At 69.6% G+C, this 15,326-nt stretch carries 14 protein-coding genes; 10 read left to right on the top strand and 4 right to left on the bottom strand.

Annotated elements, in window-relative coordinates:
- Nucleotides 1–2: 2 nt before the first annotated feature.
- From nadC to ACGFU6_RS25580, 7 genes are all read left to right on the top strand, one after another.
- A complete protein-coding gene (gene nadC / locus ACGFU6_RS25550) occupies nt 3–1,046 on the top strand; it encodes a carboxylating nicotinate-nucleotide diphosphorylase (protein ID WP_393614160.1) in 1,044 nt (347 codons plus the stop codon).
- Nucleotides 1,046–1,843 carry a type III pantothenate kinase gene (locus ACGFU6_RS25555; RefSeq protein ID WP_024493731.1) on the top strand — a complete coding sequence of 266 codons (798 nt, stop codon included), beginning with the start codon at nt 1,046–1,048 and terminating at the stop codon, nt 1,841–1,843. Before nadC ends, ACGFU6_RS25555 begins: the two co-directional genes overlap by 1 nt.
- A 138-nt stretch (nt 1,844–1,981) precedes the next feature.
- Entirely contained in the window at nt 1,982–2,554 is a 573-nt protein-coding gene (locus tag ACGFU6_RS25560; protein ID WP_393614227.1) for a hypothetical protein, read from the top strand.
- A 43-nt stretch (nt 2,555–2,597) separates the two neighbouring features.
- A complete protein-coding gene (locus ACGFU6_RS25565; RefSeq protein ID WP_393614162.1) occupies nt 2,598–2,777 on the top strand; it encodes a hypothetical protein in 180 nt (59 codons plus the stop codon).
- A 126-nt stretch (nt 2,778–2,903) separates the two neighbouring features.
- On the top strand, nt 2,904–3,362 hold the full coding sequence (locus ACGFU6_RS25570) for a BlaI/MecI/CopY family transcriptional regulator (protein ID WP_393614164.1): 459 nt from the start codon (nt 2,904–2,906) through the stop codon (nt 3,360–3,362).
- A 9-nt stretch (nt 3,363–3,371) separates the two neighbouring features.
- Nucleotides 3,372–3,929 carry an amino-acid N-acetyltransferase gene (locus tag ACGFU6_RS25575; protein WP_393614165.1) on the top strand — a complete coding sequence of 186 codons (558 nt, stop codon included), beginning with the start codon at nt 3,372–3,374 and terminating at the stop codon, nt 3,927–3,929.
- Between the two features lie 144 nt (nt 3,930–4,073).
- On the top strand, nt 4,074–4,409 hold the full coding sequence (locus tag ACGFU6_RS25580; protein WP_024494064.1) for an Lsr2 family protein: 336 nt from the start codon (nt 4,074–4,076) through the stop codon (nt 4,407–4,409).
- Here the strand turns inward: ACGFU6_RS25580 and ACGFU6_RS25585 are convergent.
- Complete coding sequence (locus ACGFU6_RS25585; RefSeq protein WP_393614167.1) at nt 4,388–5,008, bottom strand: SCO3374 family protein; 621 nt, start codon at nt 5,006–5,008, stop codon at nt 4,388–4,390. The genes ACGFU6_RS25580 and ACGFU6_RS25585 overlap by 22 nt on opposite strands.
- Before the next feature lie 441 nt (nt 5,009–5,449).
- Here ACGFU6_RS25585 and ACGFU6_RS25590 point away from each other — a divergent pair, with 441 nt between their 5' ends.
- Entirely contained in the window at nt 5,450–7,978 is a 2,529-nt protein-coding gene (locus ACGFU6_RS25590; protein WP_393614169.1) for an ATP-dependent Clp protease ATP-binding subunit, read from the top strand.
- Nucleotides 7,979–8,062: 84 nt separating this feature from the next.
- Here the strand turns inward: ACGFU6_RS25590 and ACGFU6_RS25595 are convergent, their stop codons facing one another.
- Nucleotides 8,063–11,284: an NACHT domain-containing protein gene (locus ACGFU6_RS25595; protein WP_393614171.1), complete on the bottom strand. Its 3,222-nt coding sequence runs from the start codon at nt 11,282–11,284 to the stop codon at nt 8,063–8,065.
- Complete coding sequence (locus tag ACGFU6_RS25600; protein ID WP_393614173.1) at nt 11,281–11,691, bottom strand: trypco2 family protein; 411 nt, start codon at nt 11,689–11,691, stop codon at nt 11,281–11,283. Before ACGFU6_RS25600 ends, ACGFU6_RS25595 begins: the two co-directional genes overlap by 4 nt.
- 461 nt (nt 11,692–12,152) lie before the next feature.
- Between ACGFU6_RS25600 and ACGFU6_RS25605 the strand changes: the two genes are divergently transcribed.
- Entirely contained in the window at nt 12,153–12,893 is a 741-nt protein-coding gene (locus ACGFU6_RS25605; RefSeq protein WP_393614175.1) for a M23 family metallopeptidase, read from the top strand.
- Nucleotides 12,894–12,913: 20 nt separating this feature from the next.
- On the opposite strand, the gene ACGFU6_RS25610 is transcribed toward ACGFU6_RS25605, so the two are convergent.
- On the bottom strand, nt 12,914–13,498 hold the full coding sequence (locus ACGFU6_RS25610) for a TetR/AcrR family transcriptional regulator (protein ID WP_393614177.1): 585 nt from the start codon (nt 13,496–13,498) through the stop codon (nt 12,914–12,916).
- 122 nt (nt 13,499–13,620) lie between these two features.
- Here ACGFU6_RS25610 and ACGFU6_RS25615 point away from each other — a divergent pair, with 122 nt between their 5' ends.
- Nucleotides 13,621–15,192 (top strand): MDR family MFS transporter, encoded by a 1,572-nt coding sequence (locus ACGFU6_RS25615; RefSeq protein WP_393614179.1) that lies wholly within the window; start codon nt 13,621–13,623, stop codon nt 15,190–15,192.
- The last annotated feature ends 134 nt before the right edge of the window (nt 15,193–15,326 follow it).

The raw sequence follows: 15,326 nt of genomic DNA on the forward strand, positions 1-15,326 counted from the left end.
CCGTGAGCACGCCCGAAGAGAATCCGCGCCCCACACCCGTGGACGTACCGCTGATCCAGATCGGCGCGCCCGCACCTGCCGCCGGCGGCTGCGGCGACGGCTGCGGCTGCGGCGGGGAAGACGGTTACGACCCGGACGGCCTGGAGTGCGGCCTCGACCCGTCGCTCGCCCAGATCCTCGCGGACGCCGGGCTGGACCCGGTCCAGGTCGAGGACGTCGCGCACGTCGCCATCGCGGAGGACCTCGACGGCGGGGTGGACGTCACGACCGTGGCCACCGTCCCCGCGGACGCCGTGGCCACCGGCGACTTCACCGCGCGCGAGGCGGGCGTGGTGGCCGGTCTGCACGTGGCCGAGGCCGTCCTGTCGATCGTCTGCACCTCCGCGTTCGAGGTCGAGCGGCACGTCCTGGACGGCGACCGCGTCGTCCCCGGCCAGAAGCTGCTGACCGTCACCACCCGCACCCGCGACCTGCTCACCGGCGAACGCGGCGCGCTCAACCTGCTCTGCCGGCTCTCCGGCATCGCCACCGCCACCCGCGCCTGGGCCGACGTCCTGGAAGGCACGAAGGCCGAGGTCCGCGACACCCGCAAGACGACGCCGGGCCTGCGCGCCCTGGAGAAGTACGCGGTGCGCTGCGGCGGCGGGGTCAACCACCGCATGTCGCTGTCCGACGCCGCGCTCGTCAAGGACAACCACGTCATCGCGGCGGGCGGGGTGGCCGAGGCCTTCAAGCGGGTCAGGGCCGAGTTCCCGGACCTGCCGATCGAGGTCGAGGTCGACACGATGCAGCAGGTCATCGAGGTGCTGGACGCGGGTGCCGATCTGATCCTGCTGGACAACTTCACCCCCTCGCAGACGGCCGAGGCCGTCGCGCTGGTGGGCGGCCGCGCGGTCCTGGAGTCCTCCGGCCGGCTGACGCTGGACTCCGCCCGCGCCTACGCCGAGGCCGGGGTGGACTACCTGGCCGTCGGCGCCCTCACCCACTCCTCGCCGATCCTCGACATCGGCCTGGACTTCCGCGACACCGACGGGGCCGGCGCCTGATGCTGCTCACCATCGACGTCGGAAACACCCACACCGTCCTCGGCCTGTTCGACGGCGAGGAGATCGTCGAGCACTGGCGGATCTCCACGGACGCCCGCCGCACGGCGGACGAACTGGCGGTCCTGCTGCAGGGCCTGATGGGCATGCACCCGCTGCTGGGCATGGAGCTGGGCGACGGGATCGAGGGCATCGCCATCTGCTCCACCGTCCCGGCCGTCCTGCACGAGCTGCGCGAGGTGACCCGCCGCTACTACGGCGACGTCCCCGCCGTGCTCGTCGAGCCGGGCATCAAGACCGGCGTGCCGATCCTGATGGACAACCCGAAGGAGGTCGGCGCGGACCGCATCATCAACGCGGTCGCCGCCGTCGACCTGTACGGCGGTCCGGCGATCGTCGTCGACTTCGGCACGGCCACCACCTTCGACGCGGTCTCGGCCCGCGGCGAGTACACCGGCGGCGTCATCGCGCCCGGCATCGAGATCTCGGTCGAGGCACTCGGCGTCAAGGGCGCCCAGCTCCGCAAGATCGAGCTGGCCAGGCCGCGCAGCGTGATCGGCAAGAACACCGTCGAGGCCATGCAGGCGGGCATCATCTACGGCTTCGCCGGCCAGGTCGACGGGGTCGTCGGGCGGATGAAGAAGGAACTGGCGGCCGACCCCGACGACGTCACCGTCATCGCGACGGGCGGCCTTGCTCCGATGGTGCTGGGCGAGTCCTCGGTCATCGACGAGCACGAGCCCTGGCTCACCCTCATCGGCCTGCGCCTGGTGTACGAGCGCAACGTGTCGCGCCTCTAGGGAGTCCGCTGTGACCGGCGGGTTCCCCGCGCGGCGGCTCTCCGGGCCGCCGCGCCGCCCCACGGCCAGTTAAACGGATTTTGTCCCTTTAGCACGTATTGTCGCGTCATGCCCACGCCCTACGGATCACGCGGCGGTATGGCGTTCAGCGCGGACGAGCTGCGAGTGCTCCGACGTGCCCTCGCCATCGCCCTCCACCCCGCGCCCCTGCCCGACGAGGATGTCCAGGACTGCCTGCGGCTAGCGGGCTCCGTGGACGAGACGGTGAGCGAGGCGGGACGGCTGCGCGCCTTCCTCCTCGCCGACCTCGCCCGCTACCGAAACGCCCTCCCCGGCTCCCTCAGCGGCTATCTGGAGCTCCTCCAGGACGCCCTGGCCGCCGGGTACGACCCCCGCCCCGAGGATCTGGCCGCGCTGCGCGCCCTGCGCGGCGGGCCGGTCGCCGCGGCCCTCCTGGAGCGCTGCCAGGTGCTCGCGGAACGGTCGGTGCGGGCCCGGCTCTCCGGACGCGCCGTGTCCGCCGCGGCCCCCGCGCCCCGCAGCCGGCTGCTCGCGCTGCCCGGCGGCCGCGCGGCCGAGCCGGACAAGCCGAAGGTCCCGGCGGCCCCGGCCCGTCCGGCTCCGTCCGAGCGCCCGGCGCCGAAGCCCTCGGAGGTCTTCCCGCCGCGCCGCCGCCCGGTGCCGCCGCCGCAGCAGCGCGCCGCGGGGTAGGGGGCGCGCGGAAGTCCGTACCCGGCTCGCTAGTCTGGATGCCATGGACTACGTATCCGCGCTCGTGCCCCCCGTGGTGATGGCAGCCTTCTTCATCGGTCTGGTCGTGACGATCGTCAAGAGCCAGGGCGGCCCCAACAAGGCCAAGGAGGACGCGGCCGTGGACGCGGCGATCAGCCGCGCCGAGTCGGCCCACCAGGCCCCGCGGACCGAAACGGTCTGACTCCGGTAAGTCCGCGCGCATTGCGCACAGCACCGTACGAAGGGCGTACGGCTCCCCAGAGAGCCGTGCGCCCTTTTCTTGTGTGAATAACCGCCCATTCCAGACATTTGGCACTAGGGTGACGCTGTGCCCCGTCAATTGGGAGAGCTGGAAGACGCCGTGATGACCCGGGTCTGGCAATGGAACCGTCCGGTAACCGTGCGGGAAGTCCTTGAGGACCTCTCGCAGGAACGGTCCATCGCCTACACCACCGTCATGACGGTAATGGACAATCTCCATCAGAAGGGCTGGGTGCGCCGGGAAGTGGACGGCCGCGCATATCGATATACGGCGGTCTCCACGCGCGCCGCGTACTCGGCCGCACTGATGAACGAAGCCTGGTCGACGAGTGACAACCCGGCCGCCGCGCTGGTGGCGTTCTTCGGCATGATGTCGGCCCAGCAGCGCGAGGCTCTCCGGGACGCGATGCGGATGGTTGTGCCCGCCCTTCCCGAGGACGCCGCACAGCCGGGCGGTGAAGCGGACGAAGAAGACGCCGGGGCGGACCGAGAAGCCGATGGGGCGGAGCCGGACCCCGGGCGATAGCGTCTGGGTATGTCCTCAGAGCTTCCGCAAACCGATTTCCGGACCGAACCGTCGGTTATAAACGTACCCATCACCGTCCGGCGTGCGAGGACGAGCGATGTGGCCGCCGTCCGGGGTCTCCTCGACGGCTACGTGCGTGAAGGCATCCTGCTCGACAAAGCGACGGTCACTCTTTACGAGGACATCCAGGAGTTCTGGATCGCGGAACGCGACGAGGACGCCCAGGTCATCGGCTGCGGCGCACTGCATGTGATGTGGGAAGACCTTGCCGAAGTGCGTACTCTCGCGGTCGATCACAGCATCAAGGGCGCCGGAGTCGGGCACCAAGTGCTGGACAAGTTGTTGCAGACCGCCCGCTGGCTGGGCGTGCGACGGGTTTTCTGTCTCACCTTCGAAGTCGACTTCTTCGCGAAGCACGGCTTCGTGGAGATCGGAGAGACGCCGGTCGACGGAGATGTCTACAGCGAGCTGCTGCGTTCCTATGACGAGGGAGTCGCGGAGTTCCTGGGTCTCGAACGAGTGAAGCCGAACACCTTGGGTAACAGCCGGATGCTTCTGCACCTGTGACCGTCGGAAGATGCCCGAGGTCTATGTCCGAATCGCGCACGTTTCCCGTCTTCTTGCGCTCCTGAACCTCTCCCGAGGGTTTGTGTTTTCCGGGGAAAAGCGGTTTCCTTTCCGCGTACTCCATTTTCGATGAAAGGAAATCCGGTGGCACAGAAGGTTCAGGTCCTTCTTGTTGACGACCTCGACGGCGGCGAGGCGGACGAGACCGTCACGTTCGCGCTGGATGGCAAGACGTACGAGATCGACCTCACCACGAGCAACGCGGACAAGCTGCGCACGCTGCTCGAGCCTTACGCGAAGGGCGGCCGACGCACCGGTGGCCGTGCCGCTTCCGGGCGTGGCAAGGGCCGAGCGGTTCCCGGTGGCAACAAGGACACCGCCGAGATCCGTAAGTGGGCGCGCGAGAACGGCCACAATGTGAATGACCGCGGCCGTGTTCCCGCGGACATCCGTGAGGCTTACGAGAAGGCCAACGGCTGAGCAGCCGAATCGTCGGAGGCCGGCCTCTTCCGGGCGCGCGTCAGCCGGGCCCGGTGGCATTCGGTCGCCACGGCGTCCACGAGCCGGACGAGATCGGGAGCATCCCCACCCCTGCTCCCGAAGCCGGAGAGGGCCGGGAGCGCCGGTCCCGCCTCCTGCCCGTGCGGTGGCCAGGGGGGTCGCAGCCAGACGGCGGCCCCCGGCGGGCCCGGCCGGCCCGGTGGTGGCGGTGCGGTGATCCGGCCGTCCGTGCCGAGGGCGGTCAGCGCGAGGGCGATCTGTCCCCACTCCAGCCAGTCCAGCAGTCCGGGCAGCTCGTCGGCGCTCCCCGCGGCCACCAGCAGACTCATCCGCTCACCCATGAGCGCCACGGGCCCCGTACGGCCCACCCGACGCAGTGCCGCGTGACCGGCGGCAGCGGGGACGACGAGCGCGTCGAACCGCAGCCCGGTCAGCAGCCGCACCGGGGCGACGCCCGCGGTGGCCCAGCCGAGCCTCTGCTCGTACCACTGGGACCAACTGCCCCGCGCTTCACCTCCGGCACGGCCGTCCCGTCCTGCGGGCAGCGGAGTTCGGGGAGGCGGGACGGTGAGGGCCATGCCGGAAGAACTCCCGATCCGGCCCGGGAGTTACGCAGCGTCCCCGGTCGAACGCTTAGTGTGTCCGGGTTGGGGGCGTACGGGCGCATTCAGGAGTACGAAGATGTTCGCCCGTAGCGGAGGGAACCCACGTACGCCGCATGGACTGTCTGTAATTGCGGGTAAGACATGCCTAGTGGGGAGGGGCGACACGCGGCCACCGGACGTCTCACGTTCGCCATCGGCGTACTGGCGAAAGGGGTATCTGCCTGGCCTGCGGGAACATCGTCTCGCACCATCGGGTTGGAGCAGTTGTCGGCGTTCGGGGCATGAGATCCCCCGGGAAGCAGGGCCGGGTGTCGGCAGTCGAAATGAGCGGTCCCCGCTTGCGGGACTAAGCTGCGGAAGGACAGGGAGGGGACCGACCCCTTACTGCCTGACCGCTCTGAGGAGCGATTAACGATGTTCGAGAGGTTCACCGACCGCGCGCGGCGGGTTGTCGTCCTGGCTCAGGAAGAAGCCCGGATGCTCAACCACAACTACATCGGCACCGAGCACATCCTCCTGGGCCTGATCCACGAGGGTGAGGGTGTCGCCGCTAAGGCCCTGGAGAGCCTCGGGATTTCGCTCGAGGCGGTCCGCCAGCAGGTGGAGGAGATCATCGGTCAGGGCCAGCAGGCCCCGTCCGGCCACATCCCCTTCACTCCCCGAGCCAAGAAGGTCCTGGAGCTGTCGCTCCGCGAGGCCCTTCAGCTCGGCCACAACTACATCGGCACCGAGCACATCCTGCTCGGCCTGATCCGCGAGGGCGAGGGCGTCGCAGCCCAGGTCCTCGTGAAGCTGGGCGCCGACCTGAACCGGGTCCGCCAGCAGGTCATCCAGCTTCTCTCCGGCTACTCGGGCGGCAAGGAGGCTGCCACAGCGGGCGGCCCCGCGGAGGGCACGCCCTCCACCTCCCTGGTGCTGGACCAGTTCGGCCGGAACCTCACCCAGGCCGCTCGTGAATCCAAGCTCGACCCGGTCATCGGGCGCGAGAAGGAGATCGAGCGGGTCATGCAGGTGCTGTCCCGCCGCACGAAGAACAACCCCGTCCTCATCGGTGAGCCCGGTGTCGGCAAGACGGCGGTCGTCGAGGGCCTGGCCCAGGCCATCGTCAAGGGCGAGGTGCCCGAGACCCTCAAGGACAAGCACCTCTACACCCTGGACCTCGGTGCGCTGGTCGCGGGTTCCCGCTACCGCGGTGACTTCGAGGAGCGCCTGAAGAAGGTGCTCAAGGAGATCCGCACCCGCGGCGACATCATCCTGTTCATCGACGAGCTCCACACCCTGGTGGGTGCGGGCGCCGCCGAGGGCGCGATCGACGCCGCGAGCATCCTCAAGCCCATGCTGGCTCGAGGCGAGCTCCAGACCATCGGTGCCACCACGCTCGACGAGTACCGCAAGCACCTGGAGAAGGACGCCGCTCTCGAGCGCCGCTTCCAGCCCATCCAGGTCGCGGAGCCCTCGCTGCCGCACACCATCGAGATCCTCAAGGGTCTGCGCGACCGCTACGAGGCCCACCACCGCGTGTCCATCACGGACGAGGCGCTGGTCCAGGCCGCGACGCTGGCCGACCGGTACATCTCGGACCGCTTCCTGCCGGACAAGGCGATCGACCTGATCGACGAGGCCGGCTCCCGGATGCGCATCCGCCGGATGACCGCGCCGCCGGACCTCCGCGAGTTCGACGAGAAGATCGCGGGCGTCCGCCGGGACAAGGAGTCGGCCATCGACTCCCAGGACTTCGAGAAGGCAGCCTCTCTCCGCGACAAGGAGAAGCAGCTGCTCTCCGCGAAGACCAAGCGCGAGAAGGAGTGGAAGGCTGGCGACATGGACGTCGTGGCCGAGGTCGACGGCGAGCTCATCGCCGAGGTCCTCGCCACCGCCACCGGCATCCCGGTCTTCAAGCTGACGGAGGAGGAGTCCTCCCGTCTGCTGCGCATGGAGGACGAACTGCACAAGCGCGTCATCGGCCAGAAGGACGCCATCAAGGCCCTCTCGCAGGCGATCCGCCGTACGCGAGCAGGCCTGAAGGACCCGAAGCGCCCCGGTGGCTCGTTCATCTTCGCCGGTCCGTCCGGTGTCGGTAAGACCGAGCTCTCCAAGACGCTCGCGGAATTCCTCTTCGGTGACGAGGACGCGCTGATCGCCCTCGACATGTCGGAGTTCAGCGAGAAGCACACGGTTTCCCGCCTCTTCGGTTCTCCCCCCGGCTACGTGGGATACGAGGAGGGCGGCCAGCTCACCGAGAAGGTGCGCCGCAAGCCGTTCTCCGTCGTCCTCTTCGACGAGGTCGAGAAGGCCCACCCCGATATCTTCAATTCCCTGCTCCAGATCCTGGAGGACGGTCGCCTGACCGACTCCCAGGGCCGGGTCGTGGACTTCAAGAACACGGTCATCATCATGACGACCAACCTCGGGACCAGGGACATCTCCAAGGGCTTCAACCTGGGCTTCGCCGCCCAGGGTGACGTGAAGACGAACTACGAGCGGATGAAGAACAAGGTCAACGAAGAGCTCAAGCAGCACTTCCGGCCCGAGTTCCTCAACCGTGTCGATGACACGGTCGTCTTCCACCAGCTCACCGAGGAAGACATCATCCAGATCGTCGACCTCATGCTCGCCAAGGTGGACGAGCGGCTCAAGGACCGCGACATGGGCATCGAGCTCAGCGCGGACGCGAAGTCGCTCCTGGCGAAGAAGGGCTACGACCCCGTGATGGGCGCCCGGCCGCTGCGCCGGACGATCCAGCGCTCGATCGAGGACATCCTCTCCGAGAAGATCCTCTTCGGTGAGCTGCGCCCCGGTCACATCGTGGTCGTCGGCACCGAGGGCGAGGGTGACGAGAAGGCGTTCACCTTCCGCGGCGAGGAGAAGTCGGCTCTGCCCGACGTCCCCCCGATCGAGCAGGCGGCAGGCGGCGCCGGCCCGAACATGACGAAGGAAGCGTGACAGGCGCCTAGCGCGCCCGAGCGTTGAGAAGGGGCGGCTCCCGACCGGTTTCGACCGGTCGGGGGCCGCCCCTTCGCCGTGCGCTCAGCGGCGTACGTCGAGCCCCTTGCCGCCGGACACCTCGGCGAACCCGGTGACATCGACCTTGAGGCCCGGCAGTACTTCCAGCGGGGTCAGATCGATGGCCGCGTCGAGGGGAGGAGGGGTGAGCCCCAGCACTCTCAGCGAGGGAAAGACCTGGGGGAGCGCACCCAGGTCGTTCAGCCGCCCGAGCGGATGGAGGCTGAGGGTGGTGACCGACGGGACCACGGCCACGTCCAGGAACTTCGAGGTGGGCGCCTGCACCACCAGGTCCGTCACCTGAGCGGACTCCTGGAGCGCGGCGCACATGGTGGGAATCTCAGTGGGGGACAGCAGTTCAAGGAAGCTCAGCCGGCCCCAGCCGCGCAGCGAGTCGATCGTCACCTGGGGCGACGCACTGATCGACAGCGCGGTCACCTGCGGGTGCGCGGGCACCTCACTCAGCCTGTGTGCCGAGAGGCAGTCGAGGGACAGCAGGGACAGCCCGTTCCCGGCCGTGGCGTACAGAGCGGCGGGCGGCAGGTGACTCATGTCCAGCCGGAGCCGTTTCAGCTCCCGAAGCCCGCCGAGCGGGCCGAGGTCCCGGACTTGTGGGCAGTCCCCGAGCGTCAGCTCGGTCAGCGTTCCGGCAGCGTCGGCCAGGAAGGACAGCTCCGTCAGCGCGGTGTTCCCCTGGATGGTGAGCTCGCTCCACGGCCTGCCGCGCAGGCCGGTCCCGAGCTCGGCCGAGGAGAGCTCCCCAGTGATCCTCAGTTCCGTGACGGCCGGGAGATGGCGCAGCGCCGCCAACTGGTCCAGTGAGCCGACGTTCAGCCTCCGGTGCCGGAGTTCCATCGTGGCGAGGACCTGCTCCGCGTAGAGGGCCGCCGGGTACCTTGCCCAGGCTTCCCGGAACTCTGCTTCGAGCTCGGGGTGGGCGAGTGCCCACCGGCGGGCGTACGGGACGGCATCCGCACCACCGACCTCTGCGATCAGGTTCGCGATGCGGTGGATGCCCTTGAGCCGGGGCTCCGACGGATCGGGGAGATGGTGCAGCCCGGCCGGACCCAGCCGGGCGAGAAGGTGGATCTCCGCGAAGGAGCCGGGCGGGAACAGTGCGGACACGGCATCGGAGACCCGGTCGCGCGTCGTGTCGTCGAGCCAGGTCGCGTGCTGTGCGCACAATGCGGCCAGGACGTGGAGCTCGGCCCGGCTGACGCCGCCCTCCGCGCGCACCCCTGTGTCCAGCAGGCCGTTGATCAGTACAGGGTGCTCGCGGCGGCCGCAGTGCCCGGCGGACAGCAGGATGACGTCCTGCCACTGCTGGGAGTCCGCCCGGCCGATCAGCTCGTGCAGATGACCGCCCTCGACGAACTCCTTCGCCGCGAGGAAGTCCTGGAAGGTCCGGTGGGCGAACTGGTAGACGCCGTCGGCCCGCTCCTGGAGGACGCCGCTGCGGTTGAGCAGATGGGTCAGGATCTCCTGCGCCGAGCCCTGGCGCCGGACCTGCTCCATCCCCCGCAGCGCCTGCTCCAGCTGGTGCAGCGCCTGGTCGCGGTCCAGCTCCGACTGGCCGCCCCGCACCAGCCAGATCGCGATGCGCTGGAGGAGCTGGGCCTGCTCGTCCACGTTCATCGTGATGCCCTCGGGGGCGTCGATCCTGCGCCGCCTGTCGCGGTTGCCGAGCAGCATGGCGAGCGCGGCGTCGTACAGGCTCCAGCGGGTCTCCGGCAGGAGGCCCTGGCGCCGCCGGTGCAGGGCGCAGATCACGGCGCACAGCAGCGGGGTGCGGGCCAGGTTGCTCAGGGTGGAGTTGGTGTCGAACTGCCGGGTCAGATCGCGTTCCAGCTCGGCCAGGGCCGCGTGGTCCGGGTCGTCGAGCCGGGCCGCCCGGTGCCAGGCCGCGACGAAGGCCGCGATGTCCTCGTTCCGCATCGGCAGCAGCCGCAGCTCCTCGAAGCCCTCGGAAGCCAGCCAGTCCGGCTCCACCGCGTGCGGGCGCACGGTCGCCACGCAGCGGGTCGCCGGGTAGCGGCGCAGCAGCCGCGACAGCCAGTCGTACGCGGCCTCGCGGTCGTCCGGCGTGACCTCGTCCAGGCCGTCCACGAGCAGCAGCCCGCGCCCGGCCTCCAGGACGCGCCCGGTCCAGCCCTCCGGCGGGTCGTCGACTGCCGTCGAGGCGGCGGCCGCCAGCTGCCCGACGGACGGGAAGGCGCCGCCCCGCGCCCGCAGGGTGCGCAGCGGGACGACGAAGGGCACCAGTCCGTTCAGCGCCGTCAGCTTCGGCCCGAGGGTGCCGGCGGCGGCGTGTGCCGCGAGCCACCAGACCAGGGTGGTCTTCCCGGCGCCCGCGTCGCCCCGCAGCAGCACCCGTGGGCGCTCGGCGAGCAGTGCGTCGACGCGTTGGGGCACTGGGCGGGGCTCGTCGGGCGGTCCCGAGTGGTCGCGCGGCTGTGCCTCCAGGCTGAGGTAGGCGGTGTCGAGGTCCCATTCGGAGTCGTGCCGGCCGAGCTCGTCCAGCCCGAAGATCTTGGTGCGCCGGTACGCGGCGCCGAGCGCGGCCGCGTACTCCTCCTCGTAGCGCAGGTCCTTGGGGAAGTGCCCGTGGACCTGTTCGTGGTGGGGCTCGGCGCCGCTCTGGCGGTAGACCAGCCGGAAGGGCTCGGAGGCCAGGAGCGGACCGAGCGGTACGCATTCCACCCGGCGGCCCCCGCGCCGGGGCGGGATCTGCCGGGCGATGCCGAGCAGGACGCTGCCGGCGAAGACCGGTCCGCCGGAGAGCCCGCGCAGCGCGGGCGGCTCGCGGTCGGACCCGGCGGGCGGCGGGCCGTCGAGCTCCAGGACGAGCACGTCGCGCGGCCGGCCCGCCATGGGCAGCACGGTGGCCGTGTACTGGTCGGCCTCCAGGTGCTCGCCGGGGCCGTGGCGCTGCGCGTCGGGGAAGCCGGTGATCTCGCAGCCGGTGAGCGCCTGGCTGCTGTGCAGGACGCCGAGCCGTACCGGTTCGGCCGGGAGCAGCGGGGCCGTCGTCCGGACGAGGGCGGCGTCGAGGCCGTGGTCGATCCAGACGACGGCCGAGTCCGTGTGTCCGGCGAGGCCCGGGTGCGCGACGGAGCAGCGACCGCCGCCCTTGACGACGTGGGCGCACGTCAGCACCAGCCGGTCGGTGAGCAGGACACCGCTGCCCTGGACGGAACCGGCGCCCAGGACCACGACGGTGCGGTCCGCGGGCAGCAGGACTGTCACTGCCGGGACCGCCCCTGGCCGAACCGTTCGGTACTGCCGTCGGCCTCGTTGCCGATCTGCCAGGCCTCGCCGGTCGTGACATCGCGTGGTTTCAGGGTGAAGGCGACCTTGTGGGTGTGGCCGGTGGCGCGGCCCGCGTCGGCCCCCGCCTCCACCACCCAGGCCTTCACCCGGGCGGAGCCCTTGACCTCCTTGCGGAGTTCGAGGGTGAACTCCATCTGGATGTCACCGACCTCGAAGGCCAGCGGGCGGCCCGTGCCACGGGTGGCGGCCTCGATGAGCTGGTTGCGGACCGACTCGACGGCGTCGGCGAGCTCGATGCCGTCGTGGCGTCCCGTGCCCCGGGCGCCGTTGCCGTTGTTTCCGCCCGTACCCGCGCCGCCCGTACCTGCGCTGTTGCCGGTCATGTGCCGTCCCCCCGGGAGCCGATCGGTTTTCGCCGTGCCAGCGTAGCCAGGTTGTCCGCCGAAGGTCCCGAATCGGACGGCCTTTGGTCCCACCGGCGGTGACAAGGCGCACAGCCCTTTCGAGGCCTACTAGCCGGCTTAGGAGCGGGCGTCATGATCGCCGGAGGGACCTTCGGCCCTGCGTCCGGCGGGACCTTGGGGGCTACGGGATGAAGTGCCCCCATAATGGGGTCATGTCCGATAAGGGCGGTTTGGAACTGGGGTTAAACGTCTCCCGGCGAAGAGATTCGACCGCCCGGGAGGAGCCCGGCCCGGGACCCGCAGAAGTGAATTCCCGGGGCTCCGCCTACGGCTTTTCTTCGTAGATGGGGGGTTTGAGCACCGGCGGGGTGGCGGGTTACCAAGGGATGGCCAGCCCGGCAGGAACGCCGGGTCCAGTCTTCCCCGGAGGTTTTCCGCTTATGTCGAAGCGCGTTACGTTCAAGCACTCCCACCGCCCGTCCGCTTCCCGTGTGCGCGGCGCCGTGGTGGCGGCCGGTCTCGGTACGTCGATGGTTCTCGGTGCGGGCGCTGCGTTCGCGGCCGGCACGACCGGAACCGCCGGTACCGCGAACCTGACGAGCACCACCACCGCCGACTCGGTCGCCAAGCAGGCGACCGCGCAGGGCAAGGCGGCCAAGCACGCGGCCGAGAAGAAGGCCGACGCGGCGAAGAAGAAGGCGGCGGCAGCCAAGAAGAAGGCCGAGGCCAAGAAGAAGGCGGCCAAGAAGGCCGCCAAGAAGCTGCGCTGGGAGACCCCGGTCCACCACTACGAGCTGAGCGCGAGCTACGGCACCGACGGCAGCCGCTGGGCCCACAAGCACTCCGGCCAGGACTTCGCCGTGCCGATCGGCACCAAGGTCGAGGCCGCGCACAAGGGCACCGTGGTGAAGACCGGCGGAAACGGCGCCGGTGACGGCCCCGCGTACGGCAACGCCGTCGTGATCAAGCACAGCGACGGCCGCTACTCGCAGTACGCGCACCTCTCGAAGATCGACGTGCACGTCGGCCAGCACGTGAAGAAGGGGCAGAAGATCGCCCTCTCCGGCAACACCGGCAACTCCAGCGGCCCGCACCTGCACTTCGAGATCCGTAACACCCCGAACTACGGTTCCGCGATCAACCCGGTCAACTACCTGCACAAGGTGGGTGTCACGGTCTGATCCGCCCGCGACCCGGTCCGCTACCTCGCGGCACCCGGGTCGTGCGCCTGAGTCACCAGATCGACGGCGACCTCCAGGACGGCCTTGCGCTTGTCCTCGGGGTCGCCGTCGACGTCTTTGAGGGCGAACATGCCGGCGTGCATCGTGAAGAGCGCGCTGAAGCACCGCACCTGGTCGATGATCGGCGCCTCGGGATCCTTGATCAGGCCGACGAGTGCCAGGATCCGGTCCTTGATCGTCACGCCGATGCTCAGGTCGCGCACGGTCGCCTGGTTCTCCTGCATGAAGCGGAAGAGCGGGGCGGCGGTGGTCAGCGCCTCGCTGTAGCGCGCCAGGATCTCCTTCTTCGTCTCCAGGGTGTGCGGCTGCCCCCGGCCCCAGACGATCAGGTCCTCGACGGGCCGGTTGAGGTCCTCGAAGATGCTGACGAGGATGTCCTCCTTGGTTTTGAAGTGGTAGTAGAGGGCGGCTTTGGTGACGTCCAGCTTCTCGGAGATCTCCCGCAGGGAGGTCTTCTCGTAGCCCTGCTCGGCGAAGAGATCCAGAGCGACGTCCTGGATGCGCTGGCGGGTGTTGCCCCGGCGCGGCTGCGGCGTGCTGCTCATGGTGCTCTCCCCATACTTACTTGACGCCCGGCTAGTTGCGGGGGTACTTTCCCCCAGTGTAGTCAACTAGCCGGGCGGCAAGTAAGGGTCCGGTGAGCAGGGGATCAGGGGAGTTGGGGAAGATGTCGGATCTGAAGACGGCGACGGACGGGAAGGCGGCCGGCGGCAAGCCGAAACGCGCGCCGAAGGGTGAGCCGCAGCAGCGCAGTGTGCGGGTGGTGATCGGCGCCCTGATGATCGCCATGCTGCTGGCCATGCTCGACAACCTGATCGTCGGCACCGCGATGCCCACGATCGTCGGAGACCTCGGCGGACTGGAACATCTGTCCTGGGTGGTGACCGCGTACACCCTCGCCACCGCGGCCTCCACGCCCATCTGGGGCAAACTCGGTGACATGTACGGGCGCAAGGGCATGTTCCTGACGTCCATCGTGATCTTCCTGGTCGGCTCGGTCCTCAGCGGCATGTCCCAGGACATGAGCCAGCTGATCGGCTTCCGCGCGATCCAGGGGCTCGGCGCCGGCGGTCTGATGGTCGGCGTCATGGCGATCATCGGTGACCTGGTGCCGCCCCGCGAGCGTGGCAAGTACCAGGGCATGATGGCCGGCGTCATGGCGATCGCGATGATCGGCGGACCGCTGGTCGGCGGCACCATCACCGACCACCTCGGCTGGCGCTGGGCCTTCTACATCAACCTGCCGCTGGGCATCGTCGCCCTGGCCATGGTCACCGCCGTGCTGCACCTCCCCAAGCGGGAGAAGCGGAAGGCGAAGGTCGACTACCTCGGAGCCGTGCTGCTGACGGTCGGCATCACCGCGATCGTCCTGGTGACCACGTGGGGCGGTTCCCAGTACGACTGGAACTCCGCCGTGATCATGGAGCTCATCGCGATCGGCGTCGCCTCGCTGGCCGGTTTCGTCTTCGTCGAGACGAAGGCCGCCGAGCCGATGATCCCGCTGCACATCTTCCGCAACCTGAACTTCACGCTGATGTCCGTGGTCGGCTTCATGGCGGGCTTCGTCATGTTCGGCGCGGTGCTGTTCCTGCCGCTGTTCCAGCAGTCCGTCCAGGGCGCGTCCGCGACCAACTCCGGACTGCTGCTCCTGCCGATGCTGCTCTCGATGATGGTCGTCTCGCTGATCGCCGGGCGCGTCACCACCAGCAGCGGCCGGTACAAGATCTTCCCGATCGTCGGCTCGATCCTGATGGTGGCCGGACTCTTCCTGCTCTCGACGATGGACACCGGCACCACCCGCCTCACCTCGGGCATCTACATGGCGGTGCTCGGCGCCGGCATGGGCTTCCTGATGCAGATCACGATGCTCGTCGCGCAGAACAGCGTCGAGCTGAAGGACATGGGTGTCGCCTCGTCCGCCACCACCCTGTTCCGTACGCTCGGCAGCTCCTTCGGCGTCGCCATCATGGGCGCCCTGTTCACCGGCCGGGTCCAGGACGAGATGGCCGCCCGCGGTGGCGGCGGAGCCACCGCGCACTCCGCCCAGCTGGACGCGGCGAGTCTGGCGAAGCTTCCGGTGCCGGTGCGTGACGCGTACGAGTTCGCGGTGTCGTCCGGCACGCACATCGCCTTCCTGGTCGGCGCCTCGGTCGGACTGGTCGCCCTGGTGGCGGCGCTGTTCGTCAAGGAGGTCCCGCTGCGCGGCGCGGCCCCCGAGCCGGCCGACAGCATGGTGTAGCCGTAGCCGTAGCCGTAGCCGTACGGCAGAGGCCCCCGGGGCGCGCGATTTCCGCGTGCGCCCCGGGGGCCTTCCCGTGGCCGGGTCCGTGCGGCCGTCCCCGTACCGCCCGCTGTGCCGCCCGCTCGGTCCGC

The organism is Streptomyces sp. NPDC048462 (genome assembly GCF_043200175.1).
GTDB lineage: Bacteria > Actinomycetota > Actinomycetes > Streptomycetales > Streptomycetaceae > Streptomyces.

Bases quoted from the DNA above. Each gene is read 5' to 3' on its own strand.
- ACGFU6_RS25610 (WP_393614177.1), bottom strand. From the start codon at position 13,498: ATGAGCAGCACGCCGCAGCCGCGCCGGGGCAACACCCGCCAGCGCATC.
- ACGFU6_RS25560 (WP_393614227.1), top strand. From the start codon at position 1,982: ATGGCGTTCAGCGCGGACGAGCTGCGAGTGCTCCGACGTGCCCTCGCC.
- ACGFU6_RS25605 (WP_393614175.1), top strand. From the start codon at position 12,153: ATGTCGAAGCGCGTTACGTTCAAGCACTCCCACCGCCCGTCCGCTTCC.
- ACGFU6_RS25585 (WP_393614167.1), bottom strand. From the start codon at position 5,008: ATGGCCCTCACCGTCCCGCCTCCCCGAACTCCGCTGCCCGCAGGACGG.
- ACGFU6_RS25575 (WP_393614165.1), top strand. From the start codon at position 3,372: ATGTCCTCAGAGCTTCCGCAAACCGATTTCCGGACCGAACCGTCGGTT.
- ACGFU6_RS25590 (WP_393614169.1), top strand. From the start codon at position 5,450: ATGTTCGAGAGGTTCACCGACCGCGCGCGGCGGGTTGTCGTCCTGGCT.
- ACGFU6_RS25615 (WP_393614179.1), top strand. From the start codon at position 13,621: ATGTCGGATCTGAAGACGGCGACGGACGGGAAGGCGGCCGGCGGCAAG.
- ACGFU6_RS25555 (WP_024493731.1), top strand. From the start codon at position 1,046: ATGCTGCTCACCATCGACGTCGGAAACACCCACACCGTCCTCGGCCTG.
- ACGFU6_RS25565 (WP_393614162.1), top strand. From the start codon at position 2,598: ATGGACTACGTATCCGCGCTCGTGCCCCCCGTGGTGATGGCAGCCTTC.
- ACGFU6_RS25600 (WP_393614173.1), bottom strand. From the start codon at position 11,691: ATGACCGGCAACAGCGCAGGTACGGGCGGCGCGGGTACGGGCGGAAAC.